At 67.9% G+C, this 22622-nt stretch carries 18 protein-coding genes; 14 read left to right on the forward strand and 4 right to left on the reverse strand.

Annotated elements, in window-relative coordinates; genetic code table 11:
* Window positions 1–5: 5 nt before the first annotated feature.
* The 9 genes from GLA29479_RS04840 to GLA29479_RS04875 all read left to right on the forward strand — a co-directional run bounded on the left by GLA29479_RS04840 (window position 6) and on the right by GLA29479_RS04875 (window position 9681).
* Window positions 6–1016, forward strand: coding sequence for an amidohydrolase family protein (locus GLA29479_RS04840; RefSeq protein ID WP_057917911.1), 1011 nt, complete (start codon window positions 6–8; stop codon window positions 1014–1016).
* Between the two features lie 78 nt (window positions 1017–1094).
* A complete protein-coding gene (gene kynU, locus GLA29479_RS04845) occupies window positions 1095–2384 on the forward strand; it encodes a kynureninase (RefSeq protein ID WP_057970949.1) in 1290 nt (429 codons plus the stop codon).
* Window positions 2385–2433: 49 nt separating this feature from the next.
* Window positions 2434–3804 carry an FAD-dependent oxidoreductase gene (locus GLA29479_RS04850; protein WP_237051778.1) on the forward strand — a complete coding sequence of 457 codons (1371 nt, stop codon included), beginning with the start codon at window positions 2434–2436 and terminating at the stop codon, window positions 3802–3804.
* Between the two features lie 4 nt (window positions 3805–3808).
* Window positions 3809–5260 carry an exodeoxyribonuclease I gene (sbcB, locus tag GLA29479_RS04855; RefSeq protein WP_057970950.1) on the forward strand — a complete coding sequence of 484 codons (1452 nt, stop codon included), beginning with the start codon at window positions 3809–3811 and terminating at the stop codon, window positions 5258–5260.
* A gap of 43 nt (window positions 5261–5303) precedes the next feature.
* Window positions 5304–5990, forward strand: coding sequence for a DUF2461 domain-containing protein (locus GLA29479_RS04860; RefSeq protein WP_057917908.1), 687 nt, complete (start codon window positions 5304–5306; stop codon window positions 5988–5990).
* A gap of 627 nt (window positions 5991–6617) precedes the next feature.
* Complete coding sequence (locus GLA29479_RS24340; protein WP_144436357.1) at window positions 6618–6836, forward strand: hypothetical protein; 219 nt, start codon at window positions 6618–6620, stop codon at window positions 6834–6836.
* 197 nt (window positions 6837–7033) lie between these two features.
* Entirely contained in the window at window positions 7034–8203 is a 1170-nt protein-coding gene (locus GLA29479_RS04865) for an MFS transporter (RefSeq protein WP_057970951.1), read from the forward strand.
* 159 nt (window positions 8204–8362) lie between these two features.
* Window positions 8363–8914 (forward strand): DUF2939 domain-containing protein, encoded by a 552-nt coding sequence (locus tag GLA29479_RS04870; protein ID WP_057917906.1) that lies wholly within the window; start codon window positions 8363–8365, stop codon window positions 8912–8914.
* Window positions 8915–9168: 254 nt separating this feature from the next.
* The gene (locus GLA29479_RS04875; RefSeq protein WP_057970952.1) at window positions 9169–9681 is read left to right on the forward strand and encodes a CHRD domain-containing protein; all 513 of its coding nucleotides are present in this window, start codon (window positions 9169–9171) and stop codon (window positions 9679–9681) included.
* A gap of 19 nt (window positions 9682–9700) precedes the next feature.
* On the opposite strand, the gene GLA29479_RS04880 is transcribed toward GLA29479_RS04875, so the two are convergent.
* Both GLA29479_RS04880 and GLA29479_RS04885 read right to left on the reverse strand, forming a co-directional pair.
* Complete coding sequence (locus GLA29479_RS04880; RefSeq protein WP_144436358.1) at window positions 9701–10009, reverse strand: hypothetical protein; 309 nt, start codon at window positions 10007–10009, stop codon at window positions 9701–9703.
* Window positions 10010–10113: 104 nt separating this feature from the next.
* A complete protein-coding gene (locus GLA29479_RS04885; protein WP_031372348.1) occupies window positions 10114–11034 on the reverse strand; it encodes a 5'-nucleotidase in 921 nt (306 codons plus the stop codon).
* Window positions 11035–11221: 187 nt separating this feature from the next.
* Between GLA29479_RS04885 and GLA29479_RS04890 the strand changes: the two genes are divergently transcribed.
* The 5 genes from GLA29479_RS04890 (at window position 11222) to GLA29479_RS04910 (ending at window position 16496) form a co-directional block, all read left to right on the forward strand.
* Window positions 11222–12346 carry a type 1 glutamine amidotransferase domain-containing protein gene (locus tag GLA29479_RS04890; RefSeq protein ID WP_057970953.1) on the forward strand — a complete coding sequence of 375 codons (1125 nt, stop codon included), beginning with the start codon at window positions 11222–11224 and terminating at the stop codon, window positions 12344–12346.
* An 18-nt stretch (window positions 12347–12364) separates the two neighbouring features.
* Window positions 12365–13051, forward strand: a complete 687-nt coding sequence (locus GLA29479_RS04895) for a response regulator transcription factor (protein ID WP_211265067.1) — start codon at window positions 12365–12367, stop codon at window positions 13049–13051.
* Between the two features lie 44 nt (window positions 13052–13095).
* Complete coding sequence (locus GLA29479_RS04900) at window positions 13096–14406, forward strand: sensor histidine kinase (protein WP_057970955.1); 1311 nt, start codon at window positions 13096–13098, stop codon at window positions 14404–14406.
* Between the two features lie 162 nt (window positions 14407–14568).
* On the forward strand, window positions 14569–15939 hold the full coding sequence (locus GLA29479_RS04905; RefSeq protein ID WP_057970956.1) for an amino acid permease: 1371 nt from the start codon (window positions 14569–14571) through the stop codon (window positions 15937–15939).
* 128 nt (window positions 15940–16067) lie between these two features.
* Entirely contained in the window at window positions 16068–16496 is a 429-nt protein-coding gene (locus tag GLA29479_RS04910) for an NUDIX domain-containing protein (protein ID WP_057970957.1), read from the forward strand.
* Window positions 16497–16502: 6 nt separating this feature from the next.
* Here GLA29479_RS04910 and GLA29479_RS04915 read toward each other — a convergent pair whose 3' ends face one another.
* Entirely contained in the window at window positions 16503–17276 is a 774-nt protein-coding gene (locus GLA29479_RS04915; RefSeq protein ID WP_031372354.1) for an NAD kinase, read from the reverse strand.
* Between the two features lie 204 nt (window positions 17277–17480).
* Entirely contained in the window at window positions 17481–22586 is a 5106-nt protein-coding gene (locus tag GLA29479_RS04920) for an NAD-glutamate dehydrogenase (protein WP_057970958.1), read from the reverse strand.
* Window positions 22587–22622: the final 36 nt, after the last annotated feature.

Below are 22622 nucleotides of genomic sequence, written 5' to 3' on the forward strand. Positions count from 1 at the left end.
CGACGATGCTCAAGATCGACACCCACGCTCACTACCTGCCGCGCGACTGGCCCGACCTGGCGCGCAAGTACGGCGACGAGCGCTTCCCGGTGATCCACCACACCGACGACGGCCGCCATCGCATCTACAAGGACGGCAAGTTCTTCCGCGAGATCTGGTCGAAGACCTGGGACCCGCAGGAGCGCATCGACGACTACGCGCGCTTCGGCGTGCAGGTGCAGGTCATCAGCACCGTGCCGGTGATGTTCAGCTATTGGGCCAAGGCCAACCAGGCCCTCGACCTGCACCAGGCGCTCAACGACCACATGGCGCAGGCCTGCCGCGACTACCCGCGCCACTACGCCGGCATCGGCACGGTGCCGCTGCAGTCGCCGCGCCTGGCGGTGCAGGAGTTGGAACGCTGCATGGACCAGCTCGGCCTGCAGGGCTGCCAGATCGGCAGTCACGTCAACGACTGGAACCTCGACGCACCGGAGCTGTTCGAGTTCTTCCAGGCGGCCAGCGACCTCGGCGCGGCGATCCTGGTGCATCCCTGGGACATGATGGGCACGCCGAGCATGCCGAAGTACTGGCTGCCGTGGCTGGTCGGCATGCCGGCCGAGCAATCGCGCGCGGCCTGCTGCCTGGTGTTCGGCGGCGTACTCGAACGCCTGCCGAAGCTGAAGATCTGCCTGGCCCACGGCGGCGGCAGTTTCCCCTACACCATCGGCCGCATCGAACACGGCTTCAACATGCGTCCCGACCTGGTCGCGACCGACAACCCGCGCAACCCGCGCGATTACCTCAACCAGTTCTACTTCGATTCCTGGGTCGCCGATCCGCGCGCGCTGGAATACCTGCTCGACACCTGCGGCGTGTCGCGGGTGATGCTCGGCACCGACTACCCGTTCCCGCTCGGCGAACAGACGCCCGGCGCCGGCATCGCCTCGCTCGACCTGCCGCCGGCCGATCAGGCCCGGCTGTATCACGGCACCGCGCTGGAATGGCTCGGGCTGTCGAAGTCGCGCTTCGAGTGAGCGCTCGTCGCCGACGCCGCCACGCGTACGCGTGAACCCTCGTCTCTCATCACCGCTCCACGTTCCCAGGCCGTTCCCGTGACCGATCTGTCGTCCCCCGCCCATGCCGCCGCGCTCGACGCCGCCGACCCGCTGCCGACCCTGCGCAGCGAATTCCTGATTCCCCGCCACGGCGACGACGAGCAGGCCTATTTCGTCGGCAACTCGCTCGGCCTGCAGCCGCGCGGCGCACGCGCACACGTCGAAGAGGTGCTGGACAAGTGGGCGATGGAAGCGGTCGAAGGCCACTTCACCGGTCAGGCGCAGTGGATGCCGTATCACGAACTGGTGCGCGACCCGCTCGCGCGGCTGGTCGGCGCCCACCCGGGCGAAGTGATCGCGATGAACTCGCTGACCGCCAACCTGCACCTGATGATGGTCAGCTTCTACCGGCCGACCCGCGAACGCCCGGCGATCCTGATCGAAGCCGGTTCGTTTCCGTCGGACCGCTACGCCGTCGCTTCGCAGATCGCCTTCCACGGTTTCGACCCGGTCACCGACCTGATCGAGGTCGAGCCCGACGAACCCGGCGGGCTGATCTCGATGGCCACCATCGAACGCGCCATCGCCGAGCACGGCCCGCGCCTGGCCCTGGTGCTGTGGCCCGGCGTGCAGTACCGCAGCGGCCAGGCCTTCGACTTGCCGGCGATCGTGCGCCTGGCGCATGCGCAGGGCGCGCTGTGCGGCTTCGACCTCGCCCACGGCGTCGGCAACCTCGAACTGCAGTTGCACGACAGCGGCGTCGACTTCGCGGTATGGTGCCACTACAAGTACCTGAACTCCGGTCCCGGCGCGGTCGCCGGCTGTTTCGTCCACGCACATCACGCCCGCACCGACCGACCGCGCTTCGCCGGCTGGTGGGGCCACGAAACCTCGACCCGCTTCCGCATGGGCCCCGATTTCGTTCCGACCGCCGGCGCCGAAGGCTGGCAGCTGAGCAACCCGCCGATCCTCGGCCTCGCCCCGCTGCGCGCGTCGCTGGACCTGTTCGACCGGGTCGGCATGCCCGCCCTGCGCGAGAAGTCCCGGCGCCTGACCGGTTACCTGGAAGCGCTGATCCGCGAGCGCCTCGCCGATACGCTCGACATCGTCACTCCCGCCGACCCGGCGCAACGCGGCTGCCAGCTGTCGTTGCGGGTGATCGGCGGTCGCGGCCTGCGCGGCCGCGCCGCCGGCCGCGACCTGTTCGACTACCTCGCCGGCAACGGCGTGCTCGGCGACTGGCGCGAGCCCGACGTGATCCGGATCTCGCCGGCGCCCTTGTACAACACCCACGCCGACGTGCTGCGCTTCGCACGGGCGGTGGAAGCCTGGAGGGACACGGCTTGAACCTGCATCGCCCACCGTCCCTCATCGCCGCCAGCAAGGACCCGACTCCTTGAACGACACTGCAAACCCCAAGCACATCACCATCATCGGCGCCGGCCTCGCCGGCGCCTTGCTCGCCACCCTGCTGGCGCGGCGCGGTTGGGAGGTCGATGTCTACGAGAAGCGCGGCGACCCGCGCCTGAAGGGCTATCAGGGCGGGCGATCGATCAATCTCGCCCTGGCCGAACGCGGCCGCCATGCGCTGCGCCTGGCCGGGGCCGACGATGCGGTCATGGCGCAGGCGGTGATGATGCGCGGGCGCATGGTGCATTTCCTCGACGGCCGCACCGACCTGCAGCGCTACGGACGCGACGACAGCGAAGTGATCTGGTCGGTGCACCGCGGCGAGTTGAATCTGATCCTGCTGCAGATCGCCGAGGACGCCGGCGCCCAGTTGCACTTCCACCGCGGCCTGCAATCGGTCGATTTCGACGGCCGGCTGGCGGTGTTCCACGACGACCGCGACGACAGCGCGCACGAGATCGTGTTCGACAGTCTGGTCGGTGCCGACGGCGCCGGCTCGGCCCTGCGCGGGGCGATGAAACAAGCGGTGGAATTGGGCGAACGCACCGAATTCCTCGGCCATTCCTACAAGGAACTGGAGATCCCGCCCTCGCCCGACGGCGGTTTCAGCATCGAGCCGAACGCCCTGCACATCTGGCCGCGCGGCCGCTACATGTGCATCGCCCTGCCGAACGACGAACGCACCTTCACCGTTACCCTGTTCCTGCCCAACGAAGGCGACCCCAGCTTCGAGACCGTGCGCAACGGCGCCGATGCGCGCGCCCTGTTCGAGCGCGACTTCGCCGATGCGGTGCCCTTGATCCCGCAACTCGAACAAGACTTCGAGCGCAACCCGGCCGGCCTGCTCGCCACCTTGTACCTCGACCGCTGGCACCTGGACGACCGCGCCGTGCTGCTCGGCGACGCCGCCCACGCGATGGTGCCGTTCCATGGCCAGGGCATGAACTGCGCCTTCGAGGATTGCGTCGCCCTGGCCGAGCGCCTGCTCGCCGACGACGATCGCGCCGCCGCCTTCGCCGCGTTCCAGGCCGAGCGCCTGCCGAGCGCGCGCGCGATCCAGGCGATGGCGCTGGAAAACTATCTGGAAATGCGCGACCGCGTCGACAACGACGACTACCTGCTGCAACGCGCCCTCGAACACGAACTCGCCGAACGCCATCCCGAGCGCTTCATGCCGCGCTACGCGATGGTGACCTTCCACCGCATGCCTTACGAAGTGGCCTATGCCCGCGGCCTGCAACAACGCGAGCTGCTGGTCGAACTGACCCGCGGCCACGACAGCCTGGCCAGCCTCGACTGGCCGGCGGTCGATGCGCTGGTGCGCGAGCGTTTGTCGCCCTTGCCGGCGGACGAGTGATCCCATGCCCGCCAGTTTTCTGTTCTACGACCTCGAAACCTTCGGCGCCGACCCGCGCACGACCCGCATCGCCCAGTTCGCGGCGATCCGCACCGACGCCGATCTGAATCCGATCGAGGAGCCGATCAGCGTCTTCGTCAAGCCCGCCGACGATCTGCTGCCCTCGCCGGTGGCGACCCTGATCACCGGGATCGCGCCGCAGGACGCCCTGCGCGACGGTGTCAGCGAGGCCGAGATCTTCGCCCTGATCTCCGACGAGATGTCGCGGCCGGAGACCTGCAGCGCCGGCTACAACTCGCTGCGCTTCGACGACGAGTTCGTCCGCTACGGTCTGTTCCGCAATTTCTACGACCCTTACGAACGCGAATGGCGCGGCGGCAATTCGCGCTGGGACTTGCTCGACGTGATGCGCCTGGCCCACGCCTTGCGCCCCGAGGGCGTGGTCTGGCCGCAACGCGAAGACGGCACCACCTCGTTCAAACTCGAACACCTGGCCGAAGCCAACGGCGTGCGCGAAGGCGATGCCCACGAAGCACTGTCGGACGTGCGCGCCCTGATCGGCATCGCGCGCAAGTTCAAGACCGCGCAGCCGAAGCTATGGGAGTACGCCCTGCGCCTGCGCGACAAGCGCTTCGCCGCGACCTTGCTCGACACCATCGCGATGACCCCGGCCCTGCACGTCTCGCAGCGCTACCCGGCCAGCCGCCTGTGCGCGGCGCCGGTGATCCCACTGGCGCGGCATCCGCGCATCGACAACCGCGTGCTGGTGTTCGACCTGGTGCAGGACCCGGCGGCGCTGTTGCGGCTGGCGCCGGACGAGATCGCCGACCGCCTGTACACGCCGACCGCCGACCTGCCCGAAGGCGAGGAACGCGTCGCGCTCAAGGAAGTGCATCTGAACCGCTGCCCGGCACTGATCGCCTGGAACCACCTGCGCCCAGCCGATTTCGAACGTTTATCGATCGACCCGGCCCAGGTCGAGTATCGCGCCGCGCAGATCCGCGAAGCCGGTCCGGAACTGGTCGAGAAAGTCCGCCGTGTCTACGCCAACGACCGTGCCCGCGAACCCTCCGACGTCGACGCTTCGCTGTACGACGCCTTCATCGGCGACGGCGACAAGCGCCTGTTCCGCCAGGTGCGCACCACCCCGCCACAAGCGCTGGCCCAGGCCGCCTTCGATTTCCGCGACGCCCGCCTGCCGGAACTGCTGTTCCGTTATCGCGCCCGCAATTGGCCGCAGACCCTGGACGCGCAAGAACGCGGACGCTGGGACGACTACCGCCGCCGCCGTCTGTACGACGAGGCCGGCCTGTCCGAGTACAGCTTCGAGCGCTTCCGCGCCGAGCTGGCGCAGACCCGCGCGCTCGCCGGCGCCGACGGCGGCAAGCAGGCTTTGCTCGACCGCCTGGAAGCCTGGGCCGGCGATATCGACGCCGGCTTGAAGTCCGCCCTGTAATACTGCCCGTCCCCCGCTACGAGCCTGCCCAAGAGCCCGCCGCATGAGCCGCTATTTTTCCGAAGCCAGCTTCAAGTTCCTGCGTTCGCTGGCGCGTCACAACAACCGCGAATGGTTTCATGCCCACAAGCCCGATTTCGAGAGCCATGTGCGCGAACCCTTCCTGCGCCTGCTGACCGACCTGCAGCCGGTCCTGGCCGAAGTCAGCCCGCATTACCGCTCCGAGCCGAAGAACGTCGGCGGCTCGCTGTTCCGCATCCAGCGCGACACCCGTTTCGCCAACGACAAGGCGCCGTACAAGACCCACCAGGGCGCGCGCCTGTTCCACGAGCGCGGCCGCCAGATCGAGGCGCCGTCGTTCTACATCCACCTGGAAGGCGGCAACTGCTTCATCGCCTCCGGCGTATGGCACCCGCAGCCCGATTCGCTGCGCAAGATCCGCCACTTCGTGCTCGACAACCCGGGCAGTTGGAAAGCCGCTGCGCACGATCCGAAATTCCGCAGACGCTACGACCTCGACGACAGCGAAATGCTGACCCGCGCCCCGCGCGGTTTCCCCGCCGATTTCGAGTTCGCCGACGACCTGCGCCGCAAGAATTTCGTCGCCTTGCGGGCGATCGACGACGAGACCATGACCGGGCCGCGATTGTTGAAGACGCTGGAGAAGGATCTGGCCGGGCTGGCGCCGTTCACCGATTACCTGTGCGCGGCGCTGGATCTGGAATTCTGATCTTCGAGTCCGATCGTTTTTTATAGCTGCGCCGTGGTGTGGGGCGGCGCGGTCGCGGCTTGCGCCGCTCCTACCCGCTAGGGTTGCAGTTGCACCTGGGTAGGAGCGGCGCGAGCCGCGACCAAGGGACAGGGAGAATCCGCACCGCCGTCGTGAGGGATCGAAGATTCGAACTGTTTTGCTGTGCTTCTTGCCGCAGAGCACGGCCGTTGCCGTTGCCGTTGCCGTTGCCGTTGCCGTTGCCGTTGCCGTTGCCGAGATTTTGATCTGCTTTGCCGCTGTGCCGGCCAAGTGGAGACCTGGAGGGCGGCGCACAGGACGTGCGCCGTTTTTCGATAGGACAAGGATGTCCTATCGAAAAATCCCGGCGCGGGCATCGCACTCGTGGCCTGTGCCCTTGCAAGGAGAGCCCTTTTCTTTGGTTACCTTTGACCGAAGGGAATCCAGACGGACTTTTGGGCTTAGCAAAAGAAAGTAACCCGGCCGCGTCAGCGGACGGAAGCTTTGCACTTGCTTGTGGCTTGTAGCTTCTTGCGAAGCAAGATAAAACGCCTAAAGCTTCCGCCACTAAAGCGGCGGGTTACTTTCTTTTGTCATAAGCAACAAAAGAAAGGTAACCAAAGAAAAATGCTTCTTTTTGAATTACAGGCCCGCACGTTCGGTGCCGACGCGGGGATTTTTCATACGGGACATCCCTGTCCCGATGAAAAACGGCGCGCATCCCTGCGCGCCGCCCTCCGGGTCTTCTATTGCCTTCGCGAGTGCTCGGCTACGCACAGCAACGGCAACGACAACGACAACGACAACGACAACGACAAAATCCTTAGCGTCGCTGCTCTTGGGTAGGAGCGGCGCGAGCCGCGACCGGAGAAACTGCGATACCTCGGACGCTCGCCGCCCCTAAGGTCCGGCCTACCGATCCGACACCGCATCGCCCGGCCGGAGCGATCGAAAAAACTCCCGAAACCGCGCCCCACGGCAACCGAATCCCACACCGCTTCCGGTATCGTGAGCGGCATCCGCCGCGCCTCGCCGAGCCTCACTTGTCCACCGCCGAATTCCGCCGCTACGCCCTGTTCTACCTCGGCTACTTCGGCATGCTCGGCGCCTATACGCCCTACATCGGGCGCTGGGTCAGCGCCAACGGTCATGGCGGTTATGCGGTCGGGGCAATGCTGGCGCTGTGGTACGGCGGGCGGATCCTGGCGCCGCCGACCTGGGCGCGGCAGGTCGCGCGCAGCCAGGCGCCGGGGCATTGGCTGGTCGCCGGCTGCCTGCTGGCGCTGGCGATGTTCGCCGGCTTCGCCCGCTTCGACGGCGGGGTGATGCTGTTCGTGGTGATGGGCGCGTTCGCGCTGTTCTTCAACGCGGTCATGCCGCAGTTCGAGGCGATGACCCTGAACGCGCTGGGCACGCGCAATCACGACTACGGCAAGATCCGCATGTGGGGCTCGGTCGGCTTCCTGATCGTTGCGGCAAGCTACGGCTGGTTGCTCGACCGGCTCGGCAACGACGCCTTCGTCTGGTTGAGCCTGCCTTGGCTGGTACTGACCGCCGCCGCAGCCTGGCTGCACCGCGCCGATCCGCCCTCGCCGGCGCCGCTCGAAGGCACGCCGCGCGAGCGTCTGTGGCGGCGACCGGGCACGCGCCGGCTGCTGGGCACGGTCTTGCTGGTGCAGCTGAGCTTCGGCCCCTTCTACGTGTTCTACACCCTGCAACTGCAGGCGCACGGCCACGACGGTTTCGCGGTCGGCCTGCTGTGGGCGATCGGGGTGGTGTGCGAGATCCTGATGTTCTGGCAGGCGCCGCGGCTGGTGCAGCGCTTCGGTGCGCATCGCCTGATCGCGGCCTGCATCTTCGCGACCGCGCTGCGCTGGGTGTTGGTGGCCTGGTTCGCCGATTCCTTCGCCTGGATGGCGCTGGCCCAGACCGGCCACTCGTTGAGCTTCGCCGCGTTCCACGCCGGCTGCATGCGGCGCATGGCCGAGCTGTTCCCGGCGCGCCGCGACATGGCTTCGGCGCAAGGCATGTTGTCCGGCTTCAGCGGCGGCATCGGCGGCGTGCTCGGCGCCGGCATGGCCGCACTGGCCTGGCAGCACGGCGGCGGCACCGCGGCGTTCATGGCCGGCTCGGTCTGCTCGGTGGCCGCACTGGCGCTGCATCTGGCCGCGCAACGCTACGCGCGCGACCCGCGCCCGGTCGAGACCGCCTGAGCCGAGCGCCCTTATCCCATTCACCGAGAGGGTCGGGATGAAGATTTAAGACGTTCTCCCACCGCCCGGAGAAGCAGTTAGTTCCGGCACCTCCAGGTCTCTTAAGCCAGCGTAAGGCCAACGCCGTTACTCTGGCGGTCCGTCACCTGGATCGCCGCGATGAAGAAATGGATAGCTCTGTTGGTCCTGGCCCTGGTCCTGTTGCTCGGCTACGTCGCCGCCGGGCCGTTCCTCACCGTCGACGCCATCCGCACCGCGGTCAAGGAGCGCAACGCCGGCGAACTCAGCAAGCACGTCGACTTCGCCGCGCTGCGCCTGAGCCTGAAGGCCCAGGTCGACGACTACATCGTCCGCCGCGCCGGTCCGCAGGCGCAGTCCAGTCTGTTCGGCGCGCTCGGCCTGAGCCTGGCCAGCGGCGTCGCCGGCACCGCGGTCGATGCGATCGCCACGCCGGTCGGTATCGGCGCCGTGCTCGAAGGCCGCAATCTGCTGCGCCGCCTCGACCCGTCCGCGCCGCGCCGCGACGCCTATGCGCAGGTGCCACCGGCGGAACCACTCAAGCACGCGAGCTATCGCTTCGAGTCGCCATCGCGCTTCACCGCTACGGTCAACAACGCCGACGGCGATCCGGTGGTGTTCGTGCTGACCCGCGACGGCCTGAAGTGGCGGGTGACCGACGTGCGCCTGCCCCTGGAAAAGATGCTGCCGTGAAACAAAAACGCCGGCGGCGACGGCGTCGGGCGACCGGATTGCGACGACTTCGAACAGGCACCGCTCACCGAAGGCCTTGCGAGGCCTTCGTCCGGCCGCTGCGCTCGCACGAATCGAGCCAAAAATCCGGGGATTTCTGGCACGTTTGATGCCGGGAATGCTTTCACCCGCGGCTAACGGCGCAGGGAGCAGCGTCCGTTCGGACGCGTCTCGCGTCCGCCCGCAATGCGGGAACGATTCACGAGGACGACGACATGAAACGTATCGCTGCGTTCGCGATGGTCGCGTTGCTTCCGCTTGTTTCAGCGCAGGCCGAACACCGCGAGTTCCGCGCAGTCCTGGAAGGCAGCCAGGAAGTTCCGCTGGTCTCCACCGGCGCCAGCGGCGGGTTCCGCGCCCGCATCGGCGACGGCGGCGCGATCCACTACCAGCTTTCGTATTCCGATCTCGAAGGTGACGTCACCCAGGCGCATATCCATGTGGGCCAACGCAGCGTCAACGGCGGCATCGCCGTGTGGCTGTGTTCGAACCTGGCCAGCCCGCCGACGCCTGCGGGCGTGCAGCCGTGTCCGCCGCCGCCGGCGACCATCCAGGGCGTGATCATGGCCGCCGACGTGGTCGGCCCGGCCGGCCAGGGCATCGCCGCCGGCGAGTTCGATGAATTGCTGCGTGCGCTGCGTGGCGGCAACGCCTATGCGAACGTGCACACCAGCAAATTCCCGGGCGGCGAGGTACGCAGCCAACTGGGCCATCGGCACGACGACTGACGCGCCATTGGCGCGCCGGTCAGTCGCACACCCTGACGGACCAGCCCTCGACGCGCAATAGCGTCGCGACCTCCAACGCCCGCATTGGAGAGTACCGCCCCAAGCAGAGTCGGCCGCTCGCGAAGCTGTTGCGGATTTCGTCTAGAGGCAGGTCCAGAAAAGCGGAAATCGCTCGCTTGAGCTTCATCGCATGCTTGGGCGCAGGGTCGAGCGGCCAGTCGATCACCACTTCGACCGTTGTTTCCCGAACGGCGAGGATCTCTTCGATCGGCAATGAAAAGTGCACGTAAGACTTGGCTCGGCAATGCACGCAGTGGAACAGGTCCACCTGCCCCACTCTCGGACCTGCCTCCAATGTTCCGCCGCATCGCTCGCAAATCGCAGCCTGGAACGAGTGCATATTCGTCGAAGCCTCGACCCGGATGATCGAAATCAGCGGTTCGCGACCCCGTGCGGGACATGCCCCGCGGCGACGTGGTCGCGCGCCGACAGGATGTTGTGCTCGGAATCGTCGAAGAAGATGTCGGCGCCGAAGGCTTCCAGGAACGGCCCCTTGGGGCGGCCGCCGAGGAACAGGGCCTCGTCGAGACGGATGCCCCACTCGCGCAGGGTGCGGATCACCCGCTCGTGCGCCGGCACCGAGCGTGCGGTGACCAGGGCGGTGCGGATCGGTGCGTCCTGGCCGACCGGGAAGGCCTTCTGCAAGCGATGCAGGGCGTCGAGGAAGCCACGGAACGGGCCGCCGGAGAGCGGTTCGCCGGCATGGCTGCGCTCGTGCTCGGCGAACGCGGCCAGGCCGCCTTCGCGCGAGACACGCTCGCCCTCGTCGTCGAAGATCACCGCGTCGCCGTCGAAGGCGATACGCAGTTGGTCCGGGCGCAGATGCGGCGCCAGCCGCGACGGCGGAATCGCCGGCAACAGGGTCGCCGCGGCGACGCCGGCAGCGAGCGCGGCGCTGACGTCCTCGGCATTGGCCGAGAGGAACAGGTCGGCGCCGAACGGACGGATGTACGGAAACGGCGGCGCGCCGTTGCTGAACGCCGCTCGCTTGATCGACAGGCCGTGATGGGCGATCGAATTGAAGATGCGCAGGCCGCTGTCGGCGGAGTTGCGCGAGATCAGGATCACCTCGACCCGCGGCGCCTCCGGCGGCGCGCCTTGGTTGAGCGCAAGCAGTTTGCGCACCAGCGGGAAGGCGACGCCGGGACGCAGAAAATCGTCCTCGTGCTCGCGCTGGAAGTCGGCGTAGGCGTCGATGCCCTCACGCTCGAACAGCGTATGGCTCTCTTCCATGTCGAACAGGGTGCGCGAGGAAATCGCGACGATCAACGGGTCGGCATCACGGTCAGGCATGCCGTCATTGTGCCCTGTCGCGCGCCACGCAGATAGGACGGACTTCCCCATGTCGGTCCCCCGCCGCCAGGCGTGGCCGCAAGCTGTGCGCTCGCGGCTGCGTATGGCGGGCCTCGCTTCGATGCCGTTTGAAGTTTGCTTCACAGGCGCCCGCGAGACTGGCCGTCCTTCACACGCAGTCCTCGCCATGAACCTCCGATTCCCTCATTTGCGCCAGTTGGCCCTGGGCCTGCTGCTGGCGTACTCCGCCACCAGCATCGCCCAGGCCGCCGACAAGGTCTTGATCGTGGTCAGCAGCGAGGGCCGCGACCAGGGCAAGACCCGGCCCGGCTACGAGATGGACGAGTTCGCCCAGGCCTATCTGATCTTCCGCGACAACGGCCTGGCGGTGGACGTCGCCAGCCCGCGCGGCGGCGGCGCCGAGGCCGACAAGTACGACCCGAAGCTGGCCTTTAACGCGCGCCTGCTCGAAGAACGCCACGGCCTGAACCAGTTGAACACGACCCTGGCCACGTCGGCCGCGCGCGCCGAGGACTACGCCGCGGTCTACGTGGTCGGCGGCAAGGGCGCGATGTTCGATCTGCCGGACGATCCGGCGCTGAAGAAATTGCTCGCCGAGGTCTACGAGCGCGGCGGCGTGGTCGCGGCGGTCTGCCACGGTCCGGCGGCGCTGGTCGATGTGCGTCTCGACGATGGCTCCTATCTGGTCGCCGGCCGCGCACTGACCGGTTTCAGCAACGAGGAGGAAGCCATCTTCGGCAAACGCTGGGCCAAGGAATTCCGCTTCCGGCTCGAAGACGCCCTGCGCGAACGCGGCGCACGCTGGCGGGAAGCGCCCTTGATGATGCCGGGGCTGGCCGTCGACGGCCGCCTGATCACCGGTCAGAACCCCTACTCCACCCCGGCCGTCGCCGAAGCCATCGTCGCCGCACTCGGGCGCACGCCGGTCGCGCGCACGCCCTGGCGCGACGAACGCAGCCTGGCCCTGGTCGAGCGCTTGCTCGCCGGCGAACGCGAGGCCGCGCACAAAGCGCTCGCCGACGCCCCGGACGCCTACCACGTGCAGTTGATCGGGCTGATCGGTTATTACCAGTTGCAGGCGCATCCTGAGCCGGCCCGCACCCGCGCCGCTCTGGAGATCATGCAGCTGGCGGCGCCGTACATGCCCGAACCGCAATTGCGCCTGGGCATGGCGGAAGCGCACTGGCGGCTCGGCGACGAGGCCCAGGCGCGGGCGATGATCGGCGAGGTGCTGGTCAGTCACCCGGACATGGCCGATGCTAAGCGCCTTCTCGAACGGATCGACGGCTGAGCGCTGATGCACGACCGCTTGCGCATCCTCGTGATCGAAGACCACCTGGCCCTGCGCACGGCCATGGCGGCGATGTTCGAACAGCACGGCCACGCCGTCGATTTCGCCGCCGACGGCCGCAACGGCCTGCAACTGGCATTGAACGATCCGCCCGACGTGTTGGTGCTCGATCTGACCCTGCCCGGCCTCGACGGCTTGCGCGTGTGCGCGGAACTGCGCGCACGCGCCGACCGTCACGTGCCGATCCTCATGCTGACCGCACGCGACGGCCTGGACGACAAACTGCGCGGCTTCGAGGCCGGCGCCGACGACTATCTGGTCAAACCCTTCGCCGGCGAAGAATTGCTCGCGCGCTGCCTGGCCCTGTCGCGCCGGCACCGCGCGGGCGAGCCGCACGGCCTGCGCATCGGCAGCCTGAGCATCGACCGTCGCAGCGGCGAAGTGCGCCGCCAAGGCCGCCTGCTGGAACTGCAACACACGCCCTTGCGCATCCTGACGATCCTGGCGGAGGCCTGGCCGCGCACCCTGACCCGCAGCGAGCTGATCCAGCGCCTGTGGGGCGACCTGCCGCCGCAATCGGATCCGCTGCGTTCGCACCTGTATCTGTTGCGGCAGGCGCTCGACAAGCCGTTCGCGCGGCCGATGCTGCGCACCGTGCACGGCGTCGGCTTCAAGCTCGAAAGCGACGAGGACGCCACACCGTGAGCGGCCCGGCGAAACGACCGAAACGGCGTCTGCGCAATCGCCTGATGCTCGCTTTCGCCGGCTTCGCCCTGTCGGTCGCGGCCTTGTTCGGGCTGTATGCGGTGAGCTTCATGTACGCGACCGAAGACGCCTTCTTCGATTCGATGCTCGAACAGGAAGCCGCCGCGCAGTTGCGCCGGCATGCGCTCGACGGCGGCTGGGCCGAGCCGCAACAGGCCTTCATGCGCGTCTACCCGGACACCCAACATTTCCCCGCCGATCTGCTCGCCGCACGCGAGTCCGAGCCCTGGCGCTCGGAGTTCGCCGGCCGCGACGGACGCCATTACCACGTCAAGGCGCTGCAGCCGCCGGCGCCCGCGCAAGGCGCCTGGCTGGTCGCCGAGGTCAGCCGGCAACTGGTTGTGCGGCCGATGCGCGACCGCATCCTGCAATGGCTGGGCTGGTCGGCGCTCGCGGTGGTCGCCCTGGCCTTGTCGATCGGCGCCTGGCTGGCGCGGCGCAGCACCGCGCCGCTGTCGCGCCTGGCCGCACTGGTCGACAGCATGGCGCCGAACCGCTGGCCGCAACGCATCGCCGCCGGTTTTCCCGACGACGAGGTCGGCGTGCTCGCACGCGGCCTGGATGCGATGACCGAACGCACCCAGGCCTTCATCGACCGCGAACAGGCCTTCACCCGCGATGCCAGCCACGAACTGCGCACGCCGCTGGCGGTGATCCGCAGCGCCGGCGAACGCCTGCTGGCCGAGCCCGCCCTGTCCGCGGCCGGCCGCGAGCATCTGCTGCACTTGCGCCAATCGGCCTGGCAACTCGAACAGACGGTAACGACCCTGCTGACCCTGGCGCGCGAGGCGCCGGTGGTGCTGCCCGATGCGCCGATCGCGCTGTTGCCGGTGCTGGAACGAGTGGTGCTCGAACAGGCGGTCTGGCTCGACGGCAAGCCGGTCGAAGTCGAAGTCGAGGTACCCGCCGACGCGCGCATCGATCTGCCGCAGCCGGTGCTGCATATCCTGTTGTCGAATCTGATCGGCAACGCCTTCGCCCACACCGAGAGCGGCACGGTCGCCATCGGCGTCGCCGGCGGATGCCTGCGCATCGCCAACCGCGGCCATCCGATCCCGGCCGAGCTGCGCGAACGCCTGCACGAGCCGTTCCGCAAACGCGAAGGCAGCGCCGGCCTCGGCCTCGGGCTGGCGATCGTGCAGCGCCTGTGCGAGCGCTACCGGGTCGACCTGCGCCTCGACGAGGAGGCCGGGGCGATGGTGGTGAGCCTCGCCCTGGCCGGCGCTGCGGGTCCGCCCCAAGGTGCGCCCGGAACTGCGAGGCCGGCCGAAGACTCGGCCGCGCGCTCGGATTAGCCGCGCGGCACCGGCGCCGGACGACCGATTCCTGCGGTTTCGGGCCGGAATCGCCGCGGGCCTCGTTGCCGACCGCGGCGACAAGGTATCGTTCCGCACCGCCTCATCGTCCGGACGCCCGACATGTCCCCAACCGAAGTCCCTGCCCGCTCCGCCACGCTCATGAACGGCGCCGCCGCGTCCCAGCTCGGCCACGCCTTGAAGTCGCGCCAGTTGGTGATGATGGGCCTGGGCAGCGCGATCGGCGCCGGCCTGTTCCTCGGCTCGGGGGTCGGCATCCGCAGCGCCGGGCCGGCGGTGTTGCTGTCGTATCTGATCGCCGGCGCGCTGGTCATCATCGTGATGCGCGCGCTCGGCGAGATGGCCGCGGCGCGGCCGACCAGCGGCGCGTTCTCGGTGTACGCCGCCGACGCGATGGGGCCGACCGCTGGCGCCACCCTCGGCTGGCTGTGGTGGGCGCAGTTGGTGATCGTGATCGCGGCCGAGTCGGTCGGCGCCGCCGGCCTGCTCGCCACGGTCTGGCCGCAATTGCCGGTGGCGCTGATGTCGCTGGTATTCATGTCGGTGTTCACCGGCGTCAACCTGCTCGGCGTGCGCAACTTCGGCGAGTTCGAGTTCTGGTTCGCGATTCTCAAGGTCGCTGCGATCCTCGCCTTCATCGCCATCGGCGTGCTGCTGGTGTGCGGCCTGTTGCCCAACGTGCCCTCGCCGGGCCTGTCGAACTTCTTCGACCACGGCGGCTTCGCGCCCAAGGGTTGGGCCGGGGTCGGCGCGGCCTTGCTGGTGGTGGTGTTCGCCTTCGGCGGCACCGAGATCGTCGCGGTCGCCGCGGCCGAAACCCAGGACCCGGAGCGCAGCATCACCCATGCCATCCGCACCGTGGCCTGGCGCATCCTGGTGTTCTACATCGGCTCGCTCGCGGTGATCATCGCGGTGGTGCCGTGGACCAGCGAGTCGTTGAATTCGCCGTTCGCCGCGGTGCTGGAAGTCGCGCGCATCCCGGGCGCGGCGACCGCGATCACCCTGGTCGCGGTGGTCGCCCTGCTGTCGGCGCTCAACGCCAATCTCTATGGCGCCTCGCGCATGATCTATTCGCTGGCCGAACGCGGCGAAGCGCCGCGCGCGCTCGCCCACCTCAGCCGCAGCCGCGTGCCGACGGTCGCGGTGCTGGCGAGCGTGGCGTTCGGCTTCGTCGCCACCGCGCTGGAGCTGCTGTATCCCGACAAGGTGCTGCCAACGCTGTTGAACGTGGTCGGTTCGACCTGCTTGCTGGTGTGGGCGCTGTCGCTGGTCTCGCAGTTGATCCTGCGCCGCCGCGCCGACCGCGCCGGCACGGTGCTGCCGTTCAAGATGTGGGCCTTCCCCTACGTGACCTGGGCCGGCCTGGCGATCCTCGGCTTGGTGTTCGTATTGGCGCTGTCGATCGAAGGCCCACGCCTGCAGCTGCTGTCGACGATCGCCCTGACCTTGCTGATCGCCGCGGCCAGCGAAGTCGCCCGGCGCATGCGCAACAAAACCGTCGGCAATAATTGACGTTAATTTAGCTGTTTAAACTATTGATATTAATAACTATTAATCCATAACTTAAAGCGATTTCGAGCAAGGCCGACCATCGCTCGCCCTGCTCGAACAGCGCGCAGCAGGAAGGAGCGCCGCAAACGATGAGCGCAGGCGAACACGGCATCGATCTGGTCGGCGCCCTGCTGTGGCGCCAAGGCCGCGTGCTGTTGGGCCTGCGCGCCGCGCACAAGCGGTTGGCACCGAATTGCTGGGACATGCTCGGCGGCCACGTCGAGGCCGGCGAGACGCCCGAACGGGCCCTGTGGCGGGAACTGCAGGAAGAAGCAGGCATCGGCCCGCCCGTGCTCGCAACGTCCGACGAGCACTGCGCTACGGCGGCCAGCGTGGTCGCCGAACTCGCTTTCGACGGCCTCGTCCTGCGGGTCTACCGCATCGATGCCTGGGACGGCGAACCCGAGGCCCGCGGCGACGAACATCAACACCTGCAGTGGTTCGAACCGACCCAAGCGGCGGCCCTGCCCGACCTCGCCGATCCGCGCCTGCGCGAGGTCCTTCTACGGCTGCTCTGAGCCCGCTCAGCCGCTGGTGAACTGCTCGATCAGCATGCGCTCTTCGAGGTTGTGCTCGGGGTCGAACAGCAGGGTAACGGTGCGATCGCGCGACTCGCGGATCATCACCTCGACCACGTCGCGCACCTCGTGCGAATCGGCGGTGGCGCTGACCGGACGCTTGTAGGGGTCGAGCACGCGGAAGCGGATCTCGGTGTCGGCCTTGAGCAAGGCGCCGCGCCAACGCCGCGGCCGGAACGCCGCGATCGGGGTCAGGGCGATGACGGCCGAGCCCAACGGCAGGATCGGGCCGTGGGCGGAAAAGTTGTAGGCCGTGCTGCCGGCCGCGGTCGCGACCAGCACGCCGTCGCAGATCAGTTCGTCGAGCCGGGTCTGGCCGTTGAGGTCGATGCGGATGTGCGCGGCCTGTCGGGTCTGGCGCAGCAAGGACACTTCGTTATAGGCCAGCGAACCGAAAGTCGCGCCGGATTCGGTCTGGGCGACCATTTCCAGCGGACGCAGCACCGCCGGCTCGGCCGCCTCCAGGCGCGCGAACAGATCCTCGCCGTTGTGCTGGTTCATCAGGAAACCGACGGTGCCGAGCTTCATCCCGTACACCGGTTTGCCCAGGCCGCCATGGCGATGCAGGGTCTGCAGCATGAAGCCGTCGCCGCCGAGCGCGACCAGGACGTCGGCTGCGTCTGGTTCGTGCTGGCCGTGGCGTGCGACGAGATCGGCGAGCGCCCGCTGGGCCTCGTCGGTGTGACTGGCGAGGAAGGCGATGCGTTGCGTCGCGGTCATCGGCGGCTCCGGAAGGATGCCGTCAGCATAACCCGGAGGGCGTTGCGGATTCTGCACGCCGGTCGCGACGGTCGGCGAAGGAGCGGCTTCAAGGGTAGGAGCGGCGCCTCCACCGCGACATGACAGAGCGCACAAAAAAGCCCCTCTCCCGGGTGGGAGAGGGGCTTAGGGCCCATCGTCATCGACGCTTAGGTCAGCGCCCGATCAACCGCGCGCGGCCAACTGCGACAGACGCTGCACCGCGACCGAGGCGGTCGGGTAGTCCAGCGACTTCTGCGCGGCCAACTCGTTGAGCATGGCCAAGGTGAAACGCAGCGAGACGTCGTCGCGGCCGAGCCAATGCTTGATCTTGGCATCGGCGTTGGCACCGGGCATCGACAGCACCTGGCCGACCAGGATGCGCTGCTGCGCGCCCAGCTCTTCGCGCAGCACGCCGCGTGCGACCGCGTGCCAACGGCCATCGACAGTCAAGGCGTCGATCTGCTCCTGCAACCACGGCAGGCGCAGCGCTTCGCCGAGGCGGAAGTGGACCTTGGCCACCTCGACCGGCTTGAGCTTGCGCTCGCGCGCCAGTTCGATGATGTCGCAGCTCGGTTCCAGGTACGGCAGCGCCGCCAACTGGGCGGACAGCGCTTCCGGCACGCCCTTGGCCTTCCAGTCGGCGAACGCGGCATCGTGCGCCGGACGCTGGCCGTCGCCGAGGATGCCGTGGCCGGCGCGGATGTTCTTGAAGCCGTCGTGGTAGCGCTCCACCGCCGTGGTGATGTCGGGGATCGTGCCCGGACGCGACAACAGCCAACGGGTGAACGAGCGCTGCAGATTCCAGATCACCTGCAAGGCGTCGATCTGGGTCGACTCGGCGACCTTGCCGTCGAGCGCGTCGATCTGCGCCCACAAATCGCGCGCGTCGAGGGTCTCGCGGGTGATAGTGAAGGCCTTGGCGACCTCGCCCGGGGTGCGGCCGCTGTCTTCCTGCATGCGCAGCAGGAAGGTCGCGCCCATCCGGTTGATGGTCGAGTTGGTCACCGCGGTGGCAATGATCTCGCGCTTCAGGCGGTGGTTCTCCATCGCCTTGGCGTACTTGCTCTGCAGCGGCTGCGGGAAGTAACGCACCAGCTCCTTCGACAGGTACGGGTCTTCCGGCACGTCCGAGTCGAGCATCTGCTGGAACGCGACCAGCTTGGAGTACGACAGCAGCACCGACAGTTCCGGACGGGTCAGGCCCTGGCCGCGCGCCTTGCGCTCGGAGATCTCGGCGTCCGACGGCAGGAACTCGATCTGACGATCGAGCAGGCCTTGCGCTTCGAGGGTGCGGATGAAGTGCTGCTTGGAGCCCAGACGCGACTGGCTCATCCGCTCCATCAGGCTGATCGCCTGGTTCTGGCGGTAGTTGTCGTTGAGCACCAGCTCGGCGACCTCGTCGGTCATCGAGGCGAGCAGCTTGTTGCGGTCCGGCAGGGTCAGCTTCTTCGCCTGCACCTGGCCGTTGAGCAGGATCTTGATGTTGACCTCGTGGTCCGAGGTGTCCACGCCGGCCGAGTTGTCGATGAAGTCGGTATTGAGCAGCACGCCGTGCTGGGCCGCTTCGATGCGTCCGAGCTGGGTCAGGCCGAGATTGCCGCCCTCGCCCACCACCTTGCAGCGTAGGTCGCGGCCGTCGACGCGCAGACCGTTGTTGGCGCGGTCGCCGACGTCGCTGTTGGTCTCGCCGCTGAACTTGACGTAGGTGCCGATGCCGCCGTTCCACAGCAGGTCGACCGGCGACTTCAGGATCGCGCTCATCAGCTCGACCGGGCTCATCGCGGCGACGCCGGCGTCGATGCCGAGCGCGGCCTTGATCTCCGGCGACAGCGGGATCGACTTGGCCGAACGCGGGTACACGCCGCCGCCCTTGCCGATCAGCTTCTTGTCGTAGTCGTCCCAGCTCGAGCGCGGCAGCTTGAACATGCGCTCGCGTTCCTTGAACGTCTTCGCCGCATCCGGGTTCGGGTCGAGGAAGATGTGGCGGTGGTCGAACGCGGCGATCAGGCGGATGTGCTCGGACAGCAGCATGCCGTTGCCGAACACGTCGCCGGACATGTCGCCGATACCGACCGCGGTGAAGTCCTGGGTCTGGCTGTCGTGGCCCATCGCCCGGAAGTGGCGCTTGACCGACTCCCACGCGCCCTTGGCGGTGATGCCCATGCCCTTGTGGTCGTAACCGACCGAACCGCCCGAGGCGAAGGCGTCGTCGAGCCAGAACTTGTGCTCGGCGGCGATGCCGTTGGCGATGTCGGAGAAGGTCGCGGTGCCCTTGTCGGCGGCGACCACCAGATACGGATCGTCCTGGTCGTGACGGACCACGTCGCGCGGGGCGACGATCTTGCCGTCGACGATGTTGTCGGTGATGTCGAGCAGGCCGTTGATGAACATCTTGTAGCAGGCGATGCCTTCGGCGAGCACGGCGTCGCGGTCGCCGCCGGCCGGTGGACGCTTGGCGAAGAAACCGCCCTTCGAGCCGACCGGCACGATCACGGTGTTCTTGACCATCTGCGCCTTGACCAGGCCCAGCACTTCGGTGCGGAAGTCTTCGCGACGATCCGACCAGCGCAGGCCGCCGCGGGCGACCGGGCCGAAGCGCAGGTGCACGCCTTCCACGCGCGGGCCGTAGACGAAGATTTCGCGGTACGGACGCGGCTTCGGCAGGTCCGGCACCTGCGCCGAATCAAACTTGTAGCTGACGTAGCCGCGATCGGCGCCGTCGGCGGCGCGCTGGTAGTAGCTGGTGCGCAGGGTGGCGTTGATCACGCCGATGAAGCTGCGCAGGATGCGGTCTTCATCGAGGCTGGAGACGCGGTCGAGCAGCGCCTTGATCGCATCGACGGTGGCCTTGGCCTGCTCGTCGCGCTTGCCGTTGCGCGCATCGATGACCGGCTTGACCGCGGCCATGACCGCGGCGTCGCCGCCCGACAGGGCCTGCAATTGCTGGACCAACAGGTCCTGGCCGGCCTTGATCTCGGCCTTGCTCTCCTTGCCGGTGCACGGGTCGAAGCGAGCCTCGAACAATTCCACCAGCAGGCGCGCGAGCAGCGGATAACGCGAGAAGGTTTCCTCGACGTAACTCTGCGAGAACGGCACGCCGACCTGCAGCAGGTACTTGCAGTAGGCGCGCAGCATGGCGACCTGGCGCCAGGACAGGTTGGCGGTGAGGATCAGGCGGTTGAAGCCGTCGTTCTCGGCGTTGCCGCGCCAGATCTGCGCGAACGCATCCTCGAAGTTCTCGTCGAGGCTGTCGATGTCGATGTCGTTGTTGGCGGTCTCGACCTCGAAGTCCTGGATGTAGACCGGCTGCTCGTCGACGCGCAGGCGGTAGGGGTGCTCGGAGATCACCCGCAGGCCCATGTTCTCCATCATCGGCAGAGCGTCCGACAGCGGGATGTCGTCGAGCTGGCGGTAGAACTTGAAGCGCAGGCCGCCCTCGCCCTGGCGGGTGCGGCACAGGCTCAGGCGCAGATCGTCCGGACCGCTCAGCGCGGCCAGGTGGGCGATGTCCTGGGCGGCGACGCCGGCCGAGACTTCCTCGATATAACCCGCCGGCAAGGCGCGGCCGTAGCGGTTGGCCAGGGCCAGGCCCTGCTGCTCGCCGTGGCGCTGGACCAGCGCGTCGCGCAGCTCGTCCTGGCGGTTGCGCACGATCTCGGTCAGCTCGGCCTCGATCGCGACATGGTCGATCTGGATCGCTTCGCCCGACTTCGGACGCACGATCACGTGCATCTGCGCGAGCGGCGATTCGCCGATGTGCACGGTGGTGTCGATGTACTCGCCGTGCAGACGACGCTTGAGCATCGCCTCCACGCGCAGACGCACGTCGGTGTTGAAGCGGTCGCGCGGGATGTAGACCAGGCCCGAGAAGAAACGGCCGTAGCGGTCGCGGCGCAGGAACATCTTGCTGCGCACGCGCTCCTGCAGGCCGAGGATGCCCGAGGTGGTCTTGAACAGCTCTTCCTCGCTCGACTGGAACAGCTCGTCGCGCGGCAGGGTTTCCAGGACGTGGCGCAGGGCCTTGCCGCTGTGGCTGTCCGGGGCCAGGCCCGACTGCTCCATCACGTAGGCATGGCGCTGACGCACCAGCGGGATGTCCCAGGGGCGGCGGTTGTAGGCGCTGGAGGTGTACAGGCCGAGGAAGCGTTTCTCGGCGACCGGGCGGCCCTTGTCGTCGAAGCTCAGCACGCCGATGTAGTCCATGTAGCCCGGACGATGCACGGTCGAGCGCGCATTGGTCTTGGTCAGGATCAGCGCATCGACCGAACCCGACTGCGGAATGTAATGCGCGGCCAGCGAAGTCAAGGGACGCGGCTTACCCGCGTCCTTACCGCGCAGCAGGCCCAGGCCGCTGCCCTTGATCGCGCTGAGCACGTCCTGGCCGTCGTGCTTGATCACCTCGTACTCGCGGTAACCGAGGAAGGTGAAGTGATTCTCGGCGGCCCAGTGCAGGAAGGCCTGCGCCTCGCGCTTGCCGTCTTCGTTGACCGGCATGCGCTCGCCGATCATGCCGTCGGCCACTTCGTTCATCTTGTCGCGCATCTGCGACCAGTCGCGGACGATCGCGCGCACGTCGGCGAGCACGGTTTCCAGCGCCTTCTTGGCCGAGGCCATCGACTCGTTGGTCAGGCGGTCGATTTCCAGGTGCATCAGCGACTCGGGCACGCCCTGCCCGACCGAGACCAGCTTGCCGGCCTTGTCGCGCTGGAAGGTCACCACCGGATGGCCGAGCACGTGCACGCCAATGCCCTGGTCGGCCAGGGCCATGGTCACCGAGTCGACCAGGAACGGCATGTCGTCGTTGGCGATCTGCAGCACGGTGTGCGCCGACTCCCAGCCGTGGGTCTTGATGGTCGGGTTGAACAGTCGCACCAGGGCGTTACCGGGCTTGCGGTCGCGCGCGTAGTCGAGGAAATCGGTCGCCAGCGCGGCCCAGCCGTCGGCCTGATGCTGCGGCAGCTCGTCCAGGCTCATGCGCTTGTAGAACGCCTTGGCGAACGCTTCGGCCTCCGCGTGGCGCGCCTTCGGCAGGCGCTTGCGCATCGCGGCGACGATCGGCTCCAGCGAGACGCTGGCGCTCTGCGCTTCGACCGGCGCAACGCTCTTGGCGGCGGGCTTGGCGGCGACCGACTTGGCCGTCGCGCTCTTCGCGGCGGCGGACTTGGTCGCGGCAGGCTTGGTTGCGGCAGGCTTCGCGGCGACGGTCTTGGCGGCAGGCTGGCCCGCTTTCTTGGCCGAGGCTTGTTTGGCGGGTTCCTGCTTGGACGCGGCTTTGGGTTTGTTGCTCATGGGAACTCTGAGGTCCGGATGGAATGAGGCCCACGC

This window comes from Lysobacter antibioticus, assembly GCF_001442535.1.
In the GTDB taxonomy this organism is placed as follows: Bacteria; Pseudomonadota; Gammaproteobacteria; order Xanthomonadales; family Xanthomonadaceae; genus Lysobacter; species Lysobacter antibioticus.